Source organism: Psychrobacter sp. NPDC078501 (genome assembly GCF_044900935.1).
Taxonomy (GTDB): domain Bacteria; phylum Pseudomonadota; class Gammaproteobacteria; order Pseudomonadales; family Moraxellaceae; genus Psychrobacter.
Genome location: NZ_JBJDOS010000003.1, coordinates 50,558 through 67,465, shown reverse-complemented (window position 1 = coordinate 67,465; position 16,908 = coordinate 50,558). Strand labels below are relative to the sequence as shown.

The following is a 16,908-nucleotide window of genomic DNA, read 5'->3' as shown; positions in this document are numbered from 1 at the left end:
CGTCATCCCGCTCTAAAGTCAAACCATTCGCTTCTATTTGCTGCCGTTACAGGATAATATAGACCATTACTTTTCTCGCTGAATGTGCAAATATTATGAGCAGTCCAAAGATGTTTTATAACGACAGTGTTAGTGACAGCGACGCTCAAAACGATAGCAGCTATACTCGTACTCATCACGAGCTCGATGCGCATTTTGTCCCAGACGCGAGTGTACCGCTACACAGTCATCTATATGAGCAAATCGACCAACTCGAAGCCATCGATATGGATGAACTGGTTAAGCTACTAGCAGATTCGGATGACAGTGATGAAATCAACAAAACACCTGTATCTTTGGCTGATTTTTTTGAAGGATTGGCGCAGCTTGCCACCATGGGTGTGGTTGAGATTACAGAAATCGTAGAAGCTATTCACCGTGAAGTTATTTTGCGTCCGCTAGGCCGATTCAATGACAAACATTTAAATAAATGGTCGCGCGGATTTACTGGACGTATCTATGGCACGATACGTCATGTCATGCAAATGGTCGGTAACAATCTGGCGTCTGTACTACGCATATACAAAAACCTAATTCTCCAAAAGTCAGTGCAGCCACTACCAGACTCACTAAAAAAGCTGGTCAATGTACTCAATGGTGTCATGGGTGATCATCTTGTCAACAATCAAAATGCGCTCGCCATTCCAATGATGTTATACACTCAGGACGGCAAGCCACAAAATGAAGTGCTATCAGGCCGTATCGTTATTTTGTGCCATGGTCTATGCATGAGTCATTTAAGCTGGCAAGCCCAAGTGGATAATAATTTAGGTGAGGCCATTCATATCAGCCAGCCTGATACCACGGTGCTGTATTTGGATTACAATACGGGTCGACGTATCTCACGTAGCGGTCGTAAGTTCTCTCAATTGCTACAAGCGCTGGTCGATGACAACCCAAATATCAGTCAGATAGATCTGGTTGGACATAGTATGGGCGGTTTGGTTTCTCGCAGTGCACTGTTTTATGGTGAGCAAGATCGCCTAGACTGGATAAAACGCGTGGGCAATCTCATCACGCTAGGTTCGCCGCACCATGGGGCAGTCCTTGAGCGTATCGGTAATTATGTGCAAGACATCATTGCCAAGCTGCCATTTGCAGGCTCACTGGCCAAGCTCGGTGATATGCGCAGTGCCGGTATCATTGATCTACGTCATGGCAGTATTCGTGATGCAGATTGGAAAGCATTAGAAGGACGTAGTGTCCTACCACAAGACTTCCGCCATCCTGCACGGTTGCCAAGTGGTATCAAAACTTACTTTGTCGCTAGTGCGTTGCTTGAGACGCATTATGATTCTAAAGTGACTGATTTGCTAGGAGACAGTTTGGTATCGGTAGCTTCAGCCTTAGGTGAGGATGACGCTGAGCATGCTTTGTTTGTGCCAGATGGTCACAAAGCGGTATTCTACGGCGTCAATCATATGAACTTAATTCATAGTAGAAGAGTACGCGAACAAGTGGTTGAATGGCTACTTGATAATGGTCGAAGTGACTATGCTGGACGTCCGCGCATACACTCTTATCCTAGAAGTTTAGATGTAGCGGTGTAGTGATTTAATGTGAAAAACAAAAACCCTCAAGCATGACGCTTGAGGGTTTTTTTATAAAAACTGATTTATAGCAAGTAAGAAAGCTTACTCAGCAAATATTGCTGCTACATCATCTTGATTGAACTTATAGACTTCACCGCAGAATCCGCAATCCATTTCAAATGTACCGCCTTGCTCTTCGACGATATCTAATGCTTCCGCTTCGCCGATTTGCTCGATTGCTATTTCACACTTCTCGCGTGAGCAAGTGCAGCCAAATGATAGAGGCGCAGGCTCAGGTGCCACGATGTTTTCTTCATGATACAAGCGATAGAGTATTTCGTTAGCGTCCAGCGTTGTTAGTTCTTCTGGTTTGACCGTACGCGTCAATACAGACAAACGCGTCCATAAATCATCGTCGATACCCGCATCTTGATTTTGCTCGACTTCAGACGTTTCTTCAGCAGTACGCGGTAGCATTTGTACCAAGATACCACCAGCTTGCAGGCCATCAGATGCCAAGTTAATCAACGTTGGAATCTGTGCTGATTGCTTTTGATAATGCGCTAAGCAGTCCGCTAGATTGTCGTGGCTACGCTCAACGATACCTTGGTATGGCTCACCGCCATTAGGCTGAATATTGATAAACAATACGCCTTGTCCCATCGCACCAAGTTCAGCAAACGCTTCTTTGGCATGGGTCATATTGTCCCACGCTTGTACCTGCTCATCCGTCTCGCCTTTCCAGCTAGCAAGTGCACGAATGATACCGTCTTGATCGCATTCTGCCATTGCCCAGTTTAGTAAGCTGTCACTGTCTGATGACTGCAACTGAATAGATAGGCGGCCGTTGATTTTTACCGTACTGATTAGCAAACTCGCTGCCGTCAGCATCTCACCCAATAAGCGTTTAATGGCTTCAGGGTAGGGCTTTTGTGCAATCGTGCTCGCGTAGCTGCGTGATAGGCGTACCACATCACCGCGCACAGGCGAGTCTTCAACGAAGAAACGTTGGCGAATGTCGTTGCTGCCATGATTGCCAGTAGTTTGGCTGTCCGTATTTGGGACTTGGATATCTTGAGTCATAAGTCATTTGTAGTATAGAGAAGTTGTTTGCTTTATGGGGATTACTGCCGATTTATCAATCTCACTTAGTAGACTGTTTTGATGATTATAAGCAGCAAAAGTTAATAATAGGCTTAAAAAACCAAGCAGCTGTCTGTACAAAACTCTGAGTAGATAACCGCTATAAGCCATCATCTTATAGTTAGAATATAAATATATTCATAAATATGTACTCTCTCAAAAAAAATTCACCCTCTACTGCAAATTTGTTGTACAGTAACATTAAGTTGCATTGTGATAAACAACAGCAACAACCGTACGGATGCGGGGCAGTCGGGTCAATCAGACCTATGTCGTCCAAGCACTCACTCAATCTTGCGATAAAAGGATGTATTTCATGACATACTCATTTTCCAAACCGTTGACTTTAGCTGCTGTTATGGCATTAGGCTTAGCGGGATGTAATAACAGCAGCCAGACCAGCACCGATGCGCCAGCAGATGATGCAGCGACGACAGAAACCACCACCAACGGTACGCTACAGAAAATCAAAGACTCTGGCACTATTGTCGTCGGTCACCGTGATTCCTCTATTCCTTTTTCTTATATCGCTGATGATCCTAATCAGCCGATTGGCTATGCGCACGACTTGGAAATGAAAGTGGTTGAAGCCGTTAAGCAAAAGCTAAACATGCCAGACCTTAACGTTCGCTATAATTTGATTACTTCGCAGACTCGTATCCCATTGGTACAAAACGGCACGGTAGATTTTGAGTGTGGCTCAACCACCAATAACGAAGAACGTCAAAAGCAAGTCGCTTTCTCAAACGGTTTCTTTGAAATTGGTACGCGTCTGTTGACCAAAAAAGACTCTGGTATTCAAGATTTTGAAGACCTAAAAGGCAAAACTCTGGTAACGACAGCAGGCACGACTTCAGAGCGTTATATCCGTCAGTATAACGATGATAATAAAATGGATACCAATATCATTTCAGCAAAAGATCATGGCGAAGGCTTCCTAATGCTAGAAAATGGTCGCGCTGATGCCTTTATGATGGATGATGTATTGCTCGCGGGCGAAAAAGCCAAAGCAAAAAATCCTGATGAGTGGGTCATCGTCGGTACGCCGCAATCGTTTGAAATCTATGGTTGTATGATGCGTAAAGATGATCCTGAATTCAAAGCTGTGGTCGATGAAGCACTTGCTAATGTCTTTAGCTCAGGCGAAATCAATAGCATTTATGACAAGTGGTTCTTGAACCCAATCCCACCAAAGAACGTCAATCTAAACTTTGAGATGTCAGACAACTTAAAGGCCTTGATTGCCAATCCGCATGACAGCGCTCAGCCTAAAGAAGCAGCAGCGCAGTAACGCTCATTGTCCCTCAACATAGCTTGCCTATACGTTCAGATAGCCAGTAATTTTATTTGACGTATAGGCTTATCAATCGTTGCTCGGAGAGACAACCATGAATTATAGCTGGAACTGGGGTGTGCTCTTTGAGCAGACTGGTATTGGCAACGAGCTCTATATCCATTGGATGATCACTGGTCTTGGCTGGCTGCTATTAATTGGCAGTATCGCATGGGCCATTGCGATGGTCGTCGGTACTATCTTCGGTATCATGCGTACCTTGCCAAACAAGACCGCTCGTGCAATCGGTACGGCTTATGTGACATTTTTTCGTAATATTCCACTACTTGTTCAACTGTTCTTTTGGTTTTATATCGCCCCTGGTTGGCTCACGCCGACGATACAAGAATGGTGGTATAAGGATTTGTCTCCGAATACCTCAGCCATGTTATCAGCCAGTATCGGTCTTGGCTTATTTACTGCTGCTCGTATCGTGGAACAGGTACGGACGGGTATTGAGTCATTACCAGATGGACAGATTAACGCGGCCTACGCATTAGGGTTTAGCATTCCACAAGTCTATAAAGAAGTACTGCTACCGCAGGCATTTCGTATTATCTTGCCACCGCTCAGCTCTGAGCTGACTAACTGCTTTAAAAACGCCTCTGTGGCCTCGCTAGTGGGGGTAATGGAGCTGATTAGCCAAACCAAAACCATCAGCGAATACACTCAAAATAGTATCGAGATATATACTTACGCGACGATTATTTATTTGGTTTTCAATTTATCCTTGATCGCTATTATGGGATTGATTGAACGTAAATTGCGTGTGCCTGGGCTTATTGCGGGAGGTCAGAAATGAATATGACCGAATTGGCAACAGCCTATCCAGGTTTGATGGGCGGCATGCTTACCACCTTAAAAGTGCTGTTTTTGGCTATTTTGGGCGGTATCAGTTTAGGAACTGTACTGGCATTGATGCGTTTGTCAGGTATCAAAGCGCTTGAGATTCCAGCAAAGCTATACGTCAATTACTTCCGCTCTGTACCTTTGCTATTGGTATTACTGTGGTTCTACTTTGCTGTACCGATGATTTATCTTTGGGTGGCGGGTAAGTACCTGCAACTCGATGCTGCGTTTGCCTCTTGTGTGGTTGCCTTTATGATGTTTGAGGCCGCTTATTTTTCAGAAGTGGTACGTGCCGGTATTCAATCGATTGGTAGCGGGCAGGTCAATGCGGCAAAAGCGCTCGGTATGACTTATGGGCAGACCATGCGTCTGGTCATCTTGCCACAAGCCTTTCGTAAGATGCTGCCACTGATTTTGCAGCAATGTATTATTTTATTCCAAGATACGACACTGGTATTTGCCATTGGTTTGACCGACTTTTTCCGCGCAGCCTATGTACGCGGTGAGCTAATGGGCTTACTCACTCCTTATATCTTAGGTGCTGGTGCTGTCTATTTTGTAATTAGCTTAAGTGCTTCTATTGGTGTGCAACAATTACAGAAGCGTTTGCGGTTTTAATATAGCTATTTTGATATGCCTATCGCTTGCGCTTTTGAATGTTGAGAGTTTGAGTATTTGATTTACCTTTTTAAATAATGATTATCGAAAATAATGTGGTTAGGAGCCAGTGATGAGCAATGCTGATACGTACTTAAATGCCTTTGGCGGGCTGGTTACCAATAGTGGTCATGCTAGTGATGAGATGGTCATTGAGATATCTAATGTCAGTAAGTGGTATGGAGACTTTCAAGTACTGACTGACTGTACGGCGCATGTACATAAAGGTGATGTCGTCGTCGTTTGTGGTCCATCGGGTAGTGGTAAATCAACTTTGATTAAGACAGTGAATGGACTTGAGCCTTTTCAAAAAGGTGACATTATGGTCAATGGCATCTCTGTCGGTGACCCAAAGACTAATCTACCCAAGTTACGCAGCCGTGTCGGCATGGTGTTTCAGCACTTTGAGTTGTTTCCCCATTTGACTATTATTGATAATTTGACCGTGGCACAAATCAAAGTGTTGGGTCGTAAAGAGTCTGAGGCCAAACAAAAAGCGATGGCCTATCTCGATCGTGTTGGTCTGACGGTGCAAGCGGCTAAATATCCAGCGGAGCTCTCTGGGGGTCAGCAGCAGCGCGTCGCGATTGCACGAGCGTTGGCCATGGATCCCGTCGCAATGCTGTTTGATGAACCAACCTCCGCGCTTGATCCTGAGATGATTCAAGAGGTGCTAGATGTGATGGTCGAGCTGACTCGTGATGGTATGACTATGATGTGTGTGACGCATGAAATGGGCTTTGCCAGTCAGGTAGCCAATCGTATTATCTTTATGGATGAAGGGCATATCGTAGAAAACTGTAGTAAAGATGAGTTTTTTGAAGGCGCGAAAAGTGACCGTGCGCAGATGTTCTTGTCGAAGATTTTAAATCATTAAATACACTTTGATTTACGATTGTTTATAGCAGTATTTCTAAGATAAAGACATGTTCTAAAGCTTACTTTTCTTTCCACTGCTAATGATTATACAAAGCGCCCTATTAAAGACAGTTCAACGCTATCTTTAATAGGGCGCTTTGTATTCAGTTTCTTTTGTATAACTATTTGAACAATAATTTGGAGCCTATGATGTTTACACATAAGGAATTTAAATAAGATAGCTTTGAGACTATAAAGCCGCTGAAAATAGAGCGGGAATAGTCACAGGGTTAGAGAAATCGCAAACGGCAAAGGCAGATGAAATGGCTCATCTGATTAATCAAATAAATTTAAAAAGGTAATAATCGTAATATAGATGAGTTTAATTTAATTTAACGCTATCAACTGAATTAGGATTGAATATGACGCTAAAACGAACCGTCGGCATACTACTGTTCAATGAAGTAGAAGTATTAGATTTTGCAGGACCTTTTGAGGTATTTTCGTTGGCTGAAAATGCTGCCAGTTCTAGTGATGATAAGCACTTTGACGTTATCACTATTGCCGAGAACCAAGCAACGATATCCGCTAGGAATGGTCTGCAAGTCATTCCTGACTATAGTTTTGCCAATCATCCAGACATTGATGTATTAATCGTCCCTGGTGGTTACGGTGCCGAAAAAACAGAAATATATAATAAGGTGGTAATTGATTGGATTATCACTCAAGCAAGTTTGGCAGAGCTGACGCTTTCAGTGTGTACAGGAGCGTTGCTGTTGGCTAAGGCAGGTTTGCTAACTGGTAAGTCAGCAACCACGCACTGGATGGATTTGGATAATTTAGCATCCTATCCTGATATCGATGTAATCTCGCATACTCGTTTTGTAGATGCTAGTGATGATACTGGTAATATCATCACATCAGCGGGGATAAGTGCAGGCATCCATGCAAGTCTATACTGTATAGAAAAATTAATAGATAGTGAAACTATGCGTGCAACAGCACATCGCATGGAATTCGATATTGATTAAGTGAATTGCTAGATAGGTGAGTGAATGGCTGTTTACTGATACAATAGCGGTCAATATTTTTGATAATTAAAATAATTCATAAACCATCTTGGAGTTTATATGAGCGTAGAAAACCTATCTGTAGCATCGAGCACAGCATCAAAAAAAGGTGTGGTTATTATTGGTGCAGGACTGGCAGGCTGGCATGTCATTGATGCCATTCGTGCCAAAGACACAGAGGTTCCAATTACCCTAATCACAGCTGATAGTGGCGACCGTTATCATAAGCCGATGTTGACGATGGCAATCAGCCAAAACAAACGCGCATCAGATTTGGTACGGGCATCTGGTAGCGAAGCGGCTAACACAGCAGAAGTAACGTTGCTAGCCAATACGCAAGTGACAGATATCGATCCAGTGAGCCAAACTGTACAGGTGCGCTCTAATGCGCAGTCAGATGATGCGCTGACGACTATTGGCTATGAGAAAATGGTGCTAGCGATGGGCGCGCATCCTATCTTCCCTAAAAGTCTGCCGCAAGATTTGGTCTGGCATGTTAATCACATTGAGCGTTTTAGTCAGCTACAAGAAAAGCTAGCAACCGGTAGTCAGCACGTTGCGATCGTTGGTGCTGGTATGGTGGGTACAGAAATCGCAGAAGACCTACTTAAAGCTGGCCATAAGGTAACGCTTATAGATTTAAACGATGCACCGCTTTCGCAGATGCTACCAGCCAAAGCGACCGCACGTATAGCCAAAGCAATCGAATCACAGGGCATTCAATTCTTAGGTGGTTATCAAGTATCAGCTGTCACTCGTGTTGGCAGTAATGAAGACGACAGCGACGATGCCGAGAAGCTACAAGTGGACTATGCCCCGTTATCATCGGATGCAGACAATGCTGATACTCAGCCGCTCGAACCATTGATTGTAGATCATGTGATTGCCAGTACAGGTCTGACAGTCGATGAGCAACTACCTGCGGCGGCTGGTGTGGAATTCGATCGCCGTACAGGTATCGTGGTGGATGCAGCGACGTTGCGTACCAATGCAGCGAATATCTATGCCATCGGCGACTGTATGTCTATCAATGGGGTTGCTTGTCGTTACGTTGCGCCATTACGCGCGCAGGCTGCGACCATCGCTGATGATATCTTAGGACACGAGCATAGTGGCTATGATCATAAGCCGCCAATGATTCGCCTGAAGAACAAAGCCATCTCTGTGATGGTGACGGGCGTACCGCAAGCAGCGGGCAACTGGCAAGTAAAGACTGAAAGCGATGATGAGCTAATCATGGATTTGCTCAATGATAATGAAGCCGTTAGCGCAACAGTAACGATTAAAGCGCCTGCAGTTCCTAAAGCATAACGATTGCAATACCGTTTTTTGAAAAACTAATAAAAGCACGTCATTTATAAGTAACGTCCTTTATTAGATGCTTTCCAGAGGAATTAGTTAAACGACAGTATTGATGATTGAGCCAGCCCATTTCTTATAATGTGGCTGGCTTTTTTGTGTCAAATATTTGCCATGATTCTATGCTACCTTTTACTAAGTAGAAAGGTAGACTGCCTAATTAAATGATACATACTGTATTGATATTGTTGACAGGCTTTCATTGATGGCGTTATAGTAGCTGAATGCTATGTAAGACCTGCCCAAGGAAGAAGGTTTGCACGCAGGCTATTAATAAGTGCTATTTATAAATAATATAAAAAGTAAAACGAAAGGACTCGTTATGACTCAAACTCTTGATTTCGATTCGACTCGCGTTGACTTCGACACTATTTTAAACAACATTCCTAGTATCAATATGGGCGCACGCTCAGCCAATGCACCACTTACGCAAAGCTATGACAAAGGTCCTGATGTACCGCTGATTGAAGCGACAATCGGTGACTTCTTTGATGCTATTGTCTCCAAATACCCTGAGCGCGAAGCACTGGTCGTCCGCCATCAAAATATCCGCTGGACATATCGTGAGCTACAGCAGCAAGTGAATCAGCTAGCCAGTAGCATGATTGAGATGGGACTAGAGATTGGCGATCGTATCGGTATCTGGTCACACAATAATGCTGAATGGTTACTCATGCAGTTAGCCACGGCAAAAGTCGGCGTTATCCTCGTTAATATCAATCCTGCCTACCGCACTTTTGAATTGCAATATGCTTTAAATAAACTGGGCTGCTCAGCGCTCGTACTGATGCGTCATTTCAAAACCAGTGACTATGCCAGTTTAATTCGTGAGCTATGTCCTGAGATTTACCACAAAGACTACACTCAGCTTGATTTGGTTGAGATTCCGACGATTGAGCGCATCATCTGGATTGATGAGCCAGAGTCGGACGAGACATTTGGTTTTATGCAAAAATTCTCTGCGTGGATGAGCGAGGGCGATGCCAATGATCCGCGTGTTGCCGAGCGTCAAGCCCAGCTTAAAAACACCGATGCTATCAATGTACAGTTCACCAGTGGTACGACAGGTACACCAAAAGGTGCAACCTTAAGTCATCGCAATATCTTAAATAATGGCTATTTCATCGGTGAGGCCATGAACCTCACTGAAGAGGATAGGCTGTGTATTCCAGTACCTCTGTATCATTGCTTTGGTATGGTGCTTGGTAATCTAGCGATTCTCACGCATGGCGGTTGTATCGTATATCCAAACGACGGCTTTGAGCCATTGACCGTCTTACAGGCAGTCGAAGAAGAGAAGTGTACAGGTCTACACGGCGTGCCAACGATGTTTATCGCCGAGCTTGACCATCCTGAATTTGAAAATTTTGATTTGTCTACCTTACGTACTGGCATCATGGCTGGCTCTAGCTGTCCGATTGAGGTCATGCGCCGTGTCATCGATAAGATGCATATGAGCGAAGTCACTATTGCTTATGGTATGACAGAGACCAGTCCTGTATCTTGCCAGACCAATGAGCACACACCACTTGATAAACAGGTCTCGACAGTAGGACTGGTGCAGCCTGCGCTTGAGGTCAAAGTCGTCGATACAGAAACAGGTGAAATTGTCCCGTTAGGTGAGACAGGTGAGTTGCTTACACGAGGCTATTCCGTGATGAAAGGCTATTGGGGCAGTCGTTTTAAAACGCGTGAGGCGATCCAAGATGGTTGGATGCATACGGGTGACTTGGCCACAATGGATGAAGACGGCTATGTCAAAATCGTCGGCCGTAGTAAAGATATGGTGATTCGCGGCGGCGAAAATATCTATCCAGTAGAAATTGAAAATTATCTCTATCGTCATCCAAAGATTCGTGATGTGCAAATCGTGGGTATACCCGACGAGCGTTATGGTGAAGTACTGGCAGCGTGGATTATTCCGAAAGAGCCTGGCTGCTTGACCGAACAAGAAGTACGCGAGTTCTGTAGTGAGCATATCGCTCATTATAAAGTGCCGACTTACTATCGCTTTGTGACTGAATATCCAATGACTATCACTGGAAAAATTCAAAAATATAAAATCATTGAGCAAATGAAAGAAGAGTTGGGTTTGTAGTAAGCTTACTTATCTGCTCTAAAAAACAAAAGACTAACCATATTCATTTCACTATAAAAGTATTACAGCGTTAACCTCGCTTGAAGTATCACACATACATCTGCACTCGGTTGCCTTGTACTACTTTTAAATTGAATCGACTATATGTGAGCAACGCTTAAAAATAGTAGTTAGTATAATTTATATAAAAAGCTACTCACATCTACGTATCTATCTATGTATAAGAAAAAAGGGATATCATGAGCGCTATCATAACCAGTAAACTGAGTCCAAACTCAAGCGATTTTCAGCAAAACAGTGCCGCGATGCAAGAGATAGTCGATGACCTGTATGTACACTTGCGTAAAGTTGCCCAAGGTGGCTCAGAGCGCGCACGAGCCAAGCATTTAGCGCGTGGCAAGTTGTTACCACGTGAGCGCGTCGAGCGTTTATTGGATGTAGGTACACCGTTCCTAGAAGTGGCACCAATGGCCGCACATGATATGTATGGCGAAGAGATTCCAGCGGCTGGCGTAATTGCAGGTATTGGTCGTATCAATGGCATCGAATGTATGATTGTCTGTAATGATGCCACGGTAAAAGGCGGCACGTACTACCCAATGACGGTCAAAAAACACCTACGAGCTCAAGAGATTGCGCAAGAAAACCATCTACCATGCGTTTATCTGGTTGATTCAGGTGGGGCTAATTTACCGAACCAAGATGATGTATTCCCTGATAAAGAGCATTTCGGCCGTATCTTTTTTAATCAAGCCAATCTCAGTGCGGCAGGTATTCCGCAGATTGCTGTGGTCATGGGCAGCTGTACGGCTGGCGGTGCGTATGTGCCTGCCATGAGCGATGAGTCTATTATCGTCAAAGAGCAAGGTACGATCTTTTTGGGTGGTCCGCCACTAGTCAAAGCAGCAACTGGTGAAGAGGTCACGGCAGAAGACTTGGGTGGTGGCGATGTACATACCCGACTGTCAGGTGTAGTCGATCATCTAGCGCAGAATGATACCCACGCGTTATCGATTGCCCGTAATATCGTCAGTCACCTAAATCGCCCTGCAAAAAATATTCCTAATCAAATCACACCGCGTCCGCCACGTTACGATGCCAAAGAACTCTATGGTGTGATTCCAACGGACAAGCGCAAGCCATTTGATATCAGAGAAATCATCGCGCGTGTCGTTGATGATAGTGCCTTTGATGAGTTCAAATCACGCTTTGGTACGACATTGGTTTGTGGATTTGCTCATATCGAAGGGATGCCTGTTGGTATTATCGCCAACAACGGTATCTTGTTCAGTGAATCAGCACAAAAAGGTACGCACTTCATTGAGCTGTGCTGTAAGCGCAAAATCCCATTAGTATTTCTCCAGAACATTACTGGCTTTATGGTGGGTCGCAAATACGAAAACGAAGGGATCGCTCGTCATGGCGCCAAGATGGTAATGGCAGTGGCCAATGCAAAAGTGCCAAAATTCACGGTCATCGTCGGTGGTTCGTTTGGCGCTGGTAACTACGGTATGTGTGGTCGCGCTTACAGCCCGCGTTTCTTATGGATGTGGCCAAATGCCCGTATTTCTGTCATGGGCGGTGAGCAGGCAGCGTCAGTACTGGCAACGGTCAAACGTGATAATTTCGATCGTAAGGGTGAAGCGTGGAGTGATGAAGACGAAGCCGCATTTAAAGCGCCGATTCGCGAGATGTATGAAGAGCAAGGTCATCCGTATTATGCTACCGCACGTATGTGGGATGACGGCGTAATTGACCCTGCTGATACGCGTAATGTATTAGCATTAGGATTAAGCGCTGCGTATAACGCGCCGATTGAAGAGACAAAGTTTGGTGTCTTTAGAATGTAAGCATTCTAAGGTGTTCTCATAATAAGCGACTACTGCGTTAACCTCATTTGAAGTACGATTTGTACATCTACGCTTAGTCTTTGCACTTGGTTTCCTTGTATTAATATTATTATGGATTGACCAAGAGTTTGTTTAAATATTTATATAAAAAATATAGAGAAAGTTATGCAAAAAGACAGTGATAAAAATTATAAAAGCCTATTGGTTAACGTTGAGCAGCACGTGGCGACAGTGACATTAAACCGCCCTGAGATACGTAATGCCTTTAACGATGAAATGATTGCTGAGCTAACCGATGCATTCAGTACGCTTGGTGCTGATGATGAGGTACGTGTCATTGTGCTAGCCGCTGCTGGCAAAGCGTTTTGTGCAGGTGCTGACCTCAATTGGATGCGTGCCATGGCAGATTATAGCTATGAAGAGAATCTAGCGGATGCTGATAAATTGGCGCAAATGCTTAAGACTATTTATGAATGTCCTAAGCCGACAGTTGCGGCTATTCAAGGCGATGTGTACGCAGGTGGCATGGGTCTGGTCGCTGCTTGTGACGTAGCCATCGCTGTTAAAATTGCTAACTTTTGCCTGAGCGAAGTGCGTTTAGGGTTGGCACCTGCCACTATCAGTCCTTATGTTATCCGAGCGCTAGGCGCTAGAGCATCGCAGCGTTATTTTTTAAGTGCTGAAGTATTTGATGCCAAAAAGGCACGTCAGCTTGGTTTTATCCATGAGCGTGTTAGCGAAGAGTGGCTAAGCGATGAAGTGGCTGCGTTCTGTAATAAGGTCGTCAAAAATAGCCCTGACGCGGTAAAAACCTGCAAACAGCTATTACACGATGTCGCTGGTGCACCTATTACAGATGAGCTGATTGGTGACACGGTCAAAGGTATTGCTGATATCCGCTCATCAAGACAAGGCAAAGAGGGTGTACAAGCATTTTTGCAAAAGCGTAAACCTGATTGGCTGACAGTAGACTAACTAGTAGCAGAACAATGATAGGCAAATGGGTAAATAGACAAGACGTCAAATAATAACGACAAGACACAGGGATAGTTATGTTTTCTAAAATTCTAATCGCCAACCGTGGTGAAATTGCTTGCCGAGTGGCCGCGACTGCTAAGCGTCTTGGCGTCATTACCGTTGCTGTTTATTCTGATGCGGATCGTGAGGCCAAGCATGTGGCTGTCTGTGATGAGGCTATCTATTTGGGTGGTTCGGCACCGAAAGACAGTTATCTAAAAGGCGATGCTATTATTGCTATCGCTAAGCAAACGGGTGCTCAGGCGATTCACCCAGGATATGGGTTTTTAAGCGAAAATGCAGACTTTGCGCAGGCTTGCCAAGATGCTGGCTTGGTGTTTATTGGCCCATCGGCGGATGCTATTCGTGCTATGGGCGGCAAGTCTGAGTCTAAGCGCTTGATGGAATCGGCTGGCGTGCCGCTGATACCGGGCTATCATGGTGATAACCAAGATGCACAGTTTTTGCAACAGCAGGCAGATGACATTGGCTATCCTGTCTTGATCAAAGCCAGTGCAGGTGGCGGCGGTAAAGGCATGCGTATCGTTGAAAAAAGTAGCGATTTTATTGATTTGTTAGACTCATGTCGTCGTGAAGCGATTACCAGTTTTGGCAATGATCAAGTGTTGGTCGAAAAATATGCGCTAAAACCACGTCATATCGAAATCCAAGTATTCGGTGATACGCATGGTAATTATGTGCACCTGTTTGAACGTGATTGCTCAGTACAGCGTCGCCATCAAAAAGTACTAGAAGAAGCGCCAGCGCCAGGTGTCGATACTGCCATGCGTGAAGCGATGGGCACAGCGGCAATCGAAGCTGCACGTGCAGTTGATTACGTGGGTGCAGGTACGGTCGAGTTTATCGTTGAGCAGCGTGAAGACTCTATGAATTTTTATTTCATGGAAATGAACACGCGCTTGCAGGTTGAGCATCCAGTCAGTGAAGCCATTACGGGTGTCGATTTGGTTGAGTGGCAGCTGTTGGTTGCTGCAGGTCAGCCATTGCCAAAATCGCAAGATGATCTAGCTATTAATGGTCATGCTATTGAGGCGCGTATCTGTGCTGAAAACCCTGACAATAACTTCTTGCCAGCGACAGGAACTTTATTCACTTATCAAAAGCCTGAGCATAGTACCTTTAACATTACTGATGTACGTATCGATGATGGCGTACGTGAGGGTGATGTGATCAGTCCTTTTTACGACTCTATGATTGCCAAGCTTATCGTCCATGCGCCTACGCGCGAGCAAGCGTTGGCGAGACTAGATCGTGCATTGGCACAGACGCGTATCGTTGGTCTACCAAATAACGTGGCATTCTTACGTTATATTCTAAATACCGAGTCATTTAGCCAAGCCAATCTTGATACGGCATTGATAGAGCGTGAGCAGGATAAGCTTTTTGATCAGCATCCTCTTGAACTATCGACACTTGTGGTGACAGCTATTGCGCAGCAGCTTGCAAGCGAGGCGACCATGCAGGGCTCAGATCCATTTAGCAAGCTAACGGGTTTCCGTGCTTATAGCGATTATACTCGTTCATTTAACTTGGTTTATGATGAGCAGGCTTATAGCGCTCGCATCAGTAATTGGCATAGTGCGAGTTGTGCTGATAGCAAAAAAGGCGGCGATAATCTCAGTAGTTTTACAATCGTCATTGGTAAAAAAGTCGCGAATACGCAGGATGATAGCAATATCAATGTGGCTGCTCAGACCGAAACGGTTTATGAAGGTCAGATCAGCTATGACAGCAGTGACGCGCACAATCATACCTTGTGGTTAGAAGGTGCACGTATCAGTGCCCAAAGCTGGGTAAATAACGAGACAGTCTACGTATTCACAGATAGCGGACGTGATGAAATTAGGCTTGTCGACGTAATGGCACATGTGGGAGAAGACACAGCAGCAGTTGGCAGTTTAAAGTCACCAATGCCAGGACAAGTGGTTGCATTCAAAGTAGCTGTTGGCGATACTGTGAAAAAAGGCGAGCCACTTGCCGTCATCGAAGCCATGAAAATCGAACATACCATTACCGCACCGACGGATGGAGTGGTAGCAGAGCTATTATTTGCAGCAGGTGACTTGGTCGCTGATGGTGATGAGCTATTGCGCATCGATGCTGAAGGTTGATAAAGGCTGACAATTAGCAGCCGAGTAATAAGAAGGATGACAAGTATGAGCCATTCGTATCCAAGCCATGTCACCATCGTTGATGTCAGTCCGCGTGATGGACTACAAAACGAATCCATGACGGTGCCGACTGAGGTTAAGCAAACGCTTATCAATGATTTGATTGTGGCGGGTGTCAAAAAACTAGAAGCGACCAGTTTTGTTTCGCCAAAGTGGGTGCCACAAATGGGCGATAACAGGGCGTTGCTCGACGCACTAGCACCGACGCGGCAAACGGACGTCTGCTACTCGGTACTGGTACCCAATATGCGCGGCTTTGAAAATGCTATTTTGCATTGCCCAGATGAAATCGTCATCTTTGGCTCAGCCAGCGAAACCTTTAGTCAAAAAAATATCAATTGTAGTATCGATGAGAGTATCGAACGTTTTGCACCAGTGGCTGCGGCAACAAAAGCACAAGGCATCAAGGTACGCGGCGTGATCTCTTGTACGGTTGGCTGTCCCTATGAAGGCGAGATTGACCCTAGCCAAGTAGCGTATGTCACCAAGCGATTGATTGAGATTGGTTCAGAGCAAATTGGTATTGCAGATACGATCGGTATGGGTACGCCGCTCAAAGTACAACGAGCGTTGCAAGCTGCACTTGAGTATGCTGATATCTCTATGCTATCGGGTCATTTTCATGATACTTATGGTCAAGCGCTCAGCAATACTTTGGCTGCCTTGCAGATGGGTGTGAGTGAGTTTGATACCTCTGTCGCTGGCTTGGGCGGTTGTCCTTATGCTAAAGGCGCAACGGGCAATGTCGCGACCGAAGATGTGGTGTATATGCTGCATGGCATGGGTATTAGCACGGGTATCGATTTGGATAAATTGGTCGTGGCAGGCGAGCGTATCAGCGAGTTCTTAAAGCGTCCTAACGGCTCAAACGTCGCACGTGCTCTAATCAATAAACGTCAGTCTTAAAAATT

Annotated in this window: 13 protein-coding genes; 12 read left to right on the top strand and 1 reads right to left on the bottom strand. The window is 44.9% G+C overall.

Annotation, left to right across the window (positions count from 1 at the left end; translation table 11 throughout):
- The first annotated feature begins 95 nt into the window (after positions 1 to 95).
- Complete coding sequence (locus tag ACI2IW_RS06090; protein ID WP_404693036.1) at positions 96 to 1,589, top strand: alpha/beta fold hydrolase; 1,494 nt, start codon at positions 96 to 98, stop codon at positions 1,587 to 1,589.
- Between the two features lie 84 nt (positions 1,590 to 1,673).
- Here ACI2IW_RS06090 and ACI2IW_RS06085 read toward each other — a convergent pair whose 3' ends face one another.
- A complete protein-coding gene (locus ACI2IW_RS06085; protein WP_404693035.1) occupies positions 1,674 to 2,654 on the bottom strand; it encodes an Hsp33 family molecular chaperone HslO in 981 nt (326 codons plus the stop codon).
- 376 nt (positions 2,655 to 3,030) lie between these two features.
- Here ACI2IW_RS06085 and ACI2IW_RS06080 point away from each other — a divergent pair, with 376 nt between their 5' ends.
- From ACI2IW_RS06080 to ACI2IW_RS06030, 11 genes are all read left to right on the top strand, one after another.
- Positions 3,031 to 4,005, top strand: a complete 975-nt coding sequence (locus tag ACI2IW_RS06080; protein ID WP_180958124.1) for a glutamate/aspartate ABC transporter substrate-binding protein — start codon at positions 3,031 to 3,033, stop codon at positions 4,003 to 4,005.
- A 97-nt stretch (positions 4,006 to 4,102) separates the two neighbouring features.
- A complete protein-coding gene (locus ACI2IW_RS06075) occupies positions 4,103 to 4,849 on the top strand; it encodes an amino acid ABC transporter permease (protein ID WP_057758328.1) in 747 nt (248 codons plus the stop codon).
- Positions 4,846 to 5,514, top strand: a complete 669-nt coding sequence (locus tag ACI2IW_RS06070; protein WP_101205580.1) for an ABC transporter permease subunit — start codon at positions 4,846 to 4,848, stop codon at positions 5,512 to 5,514. The genes ACI2IW_RS06075 and ACI2IW_RS06070 overlap by 4 nt, the downstream gene beginning before the upstream one ends.
- 184 nt (positions 5,515 to 5,698) lie before the next feature.
- Positions 5,699 to 6,430: an amino acid ABC transporter ATP-binding protein gene (locus ACI2IW_RS06065; RefSeq protein ID WP_057762314.1), complete on the top strand. Its 732-nt coding sequence runs from the start codon at positions 5,699 to 5,701 to the stop codon at positions 6,428 to 6,430.
- A 403-nt stretch (positions 6,431 to 6,833) separates the two neighbouring features.
- Complete coding sequence (locus tag ACI2IW_RS06060) at positions 6,834 to 7,442, top strand: DJ-1/PfpI family protein (RefSeq protein WP_404693034.1); 609 nt, start codon at positions 6,834 to 6,836, stop codon at positions 7,440 to 7,442.
- Positions 7,443 to 7,541: 99 nt separating this feature from the next.
- Complete coding sequence (locus ACI2IW_RS06055) at positions 7,542 to 8,792, top strand: FAD-dependent oxidoreductase (protein WP_404693033.1); 1,251 nt, start codon at positions 7,542 to 7,544, stop codon at positions 8,790 to 8,792.
- Between the two features lie 445 nt (positions 8,793 to 9,237).
- Entirely contained in the window at positions 9,238 to 10,938 is a 1,701-nt protein-coding gene (locus tag ACI2IW_RS06050; RefSeq protein WP_404693318.1) for an AMP-binding protein, read from the top strand.
- A 239-nt stretch (positions 10,939 to 11,177) separates the two neighbouring features.
- Entirely contained in the window at positions 11,178 to 12,788 is a 1,611-nt protein-coding gene (locus tag ACI2IW_RS06045) for a carboxyl transferase domain-containing protein (protein WP_404693032.1), read from the top strand.
- A 165-nt stretch (positions 12,789 to 12,953) separates the two neighbouring features.
- Complete coding sequence (locus ACI2IW_RS06040; protein WP_404693031.1) at positions 12,954 to 13,763, top strand: enoyl-CoA hydratase/isomerase family protein; 810 nt, start codon at positions 12,954 to 12,956, stop codon at positions 13,761 to 13,763.
- Positions 13,764 to 13,840: 77 nt separating this feature from the next.
- The gene (locus tag ACI2IW_RS06035; RefSeq protein WP_404693030.1) at positions 13,841 to 15,937 is read left to right on the top strand and encodes an acetyl-CoA carboxylase biotin carboxylase subunit; all 2,097 of its coding nucleotides are present in this window, start codon (positions 13,841 to 13,843) and stop codon (positions 15,935 to 15,937) included.
- A gap of 45 nt (positions 15,938 to 15,982) precedes the next feature.
- Complete coding sequence (locus tag ACI2IW_RS06030; RefSeq protein ID WP_404693029.1) at positions 15,983 to 16,903, top strand: hydroxymethylglutaryl-CoA lyase; 921 nt, start codon at positions 15,983 to 15,985, stop codon at positions 16,901 to 16,903.
- Positions 16,904 to 16,908 lie beyond the last annotated feature (5 nt).

Coding starts and splice junctions, on each gene's coding strand:
- ACI2IW_RS06030 (WP_404693029.1), top strand. CDS start 15,983: ATGAGCCATTCGTATCCAAGCCATGTCACCATCGTTGATGTCAGTCCG.
- ACI2IW_RS06060 (WP_404693034.1), top strand. CDS start 6,834: ATGACGCTAAAACGAACCGTCGGCATACTACTGTTCAATGAAGTAGAA.
- ACI2IW_RS06070 (WP_101205580.1), top strand. CDS start 4,846: ATGAATATGACCGAATTGGCAACAGCCTATCCAGGTTTGATGGGCGGC.
- ACI2IW_RS06085 (WP_404693035.1), bottom strand. CDS start 2,654: ATGACTCAAGATATCCAAGTCCCAAATACGGACAGCCAAACTACTGGC.
- ACI2IW_RS06035 (WP_404693030.1), top strand. CDS start 13,841: ATGTTTTCTAAAATTCTAATCGCCAACCGTGGTGAAATTGCTTGCCGA.
- ACI2IW_RS06075 (WP_057758328.1), top strand. CDS start 4,103: ATGAATTATAGCTGGAACTGGGGTGTGCTCTTTGAGCAGACTGGTATT.
- ACI2IW_RS06065 (WP_057762314.1), top strand. CDS start 5,699: ATGGTCATTGAGATATCTAATGTCAGTAAGTGGTATGGAGACTTTCAA.
- ACI2IW_RS06050 (WP_404693318.1), top strand. CDS start 9,238: ATGGGCGCACGCTCAGCCAATGCACCACTTACGCAAAGCTATGACAAA.
- ACI2IW_RS06040 (WP_404693031.1), top strand. CDS start 12,954: ATGCAAAAAGACAGTGATAAAAATTATAAAAGCCTATTGGTTAACGTT.
- ACI2IW_RS06045 (WP_404693032.1), top strand. CDS start 11,178: ATGAGCGCTATCATAACCAGTAAACTGAGTCCAAACTCAAGCGATTTT.
- ACI2IW_RS06055 (WP_404693033.1), top strand. CDS start 7,542: ATGAGCGTAGAAAACCTATCTGTAGCATCGAGCACAGCATCAAAAAAA.
- ACI2IW_RS06080 (WP_180958124.1), top strand. CDS start 3,031: ATGACATACTCATTTTCCAAACCGTTGACTTTAGCTGCTGTTATGGCA.
- ACI2IW_RS06090 (WP_404693036.1), top strand. CDS start 96: ATGAGCAGTCCAAAGATGTTTTATAACGACAGTGTTAGTGACAGCGAC.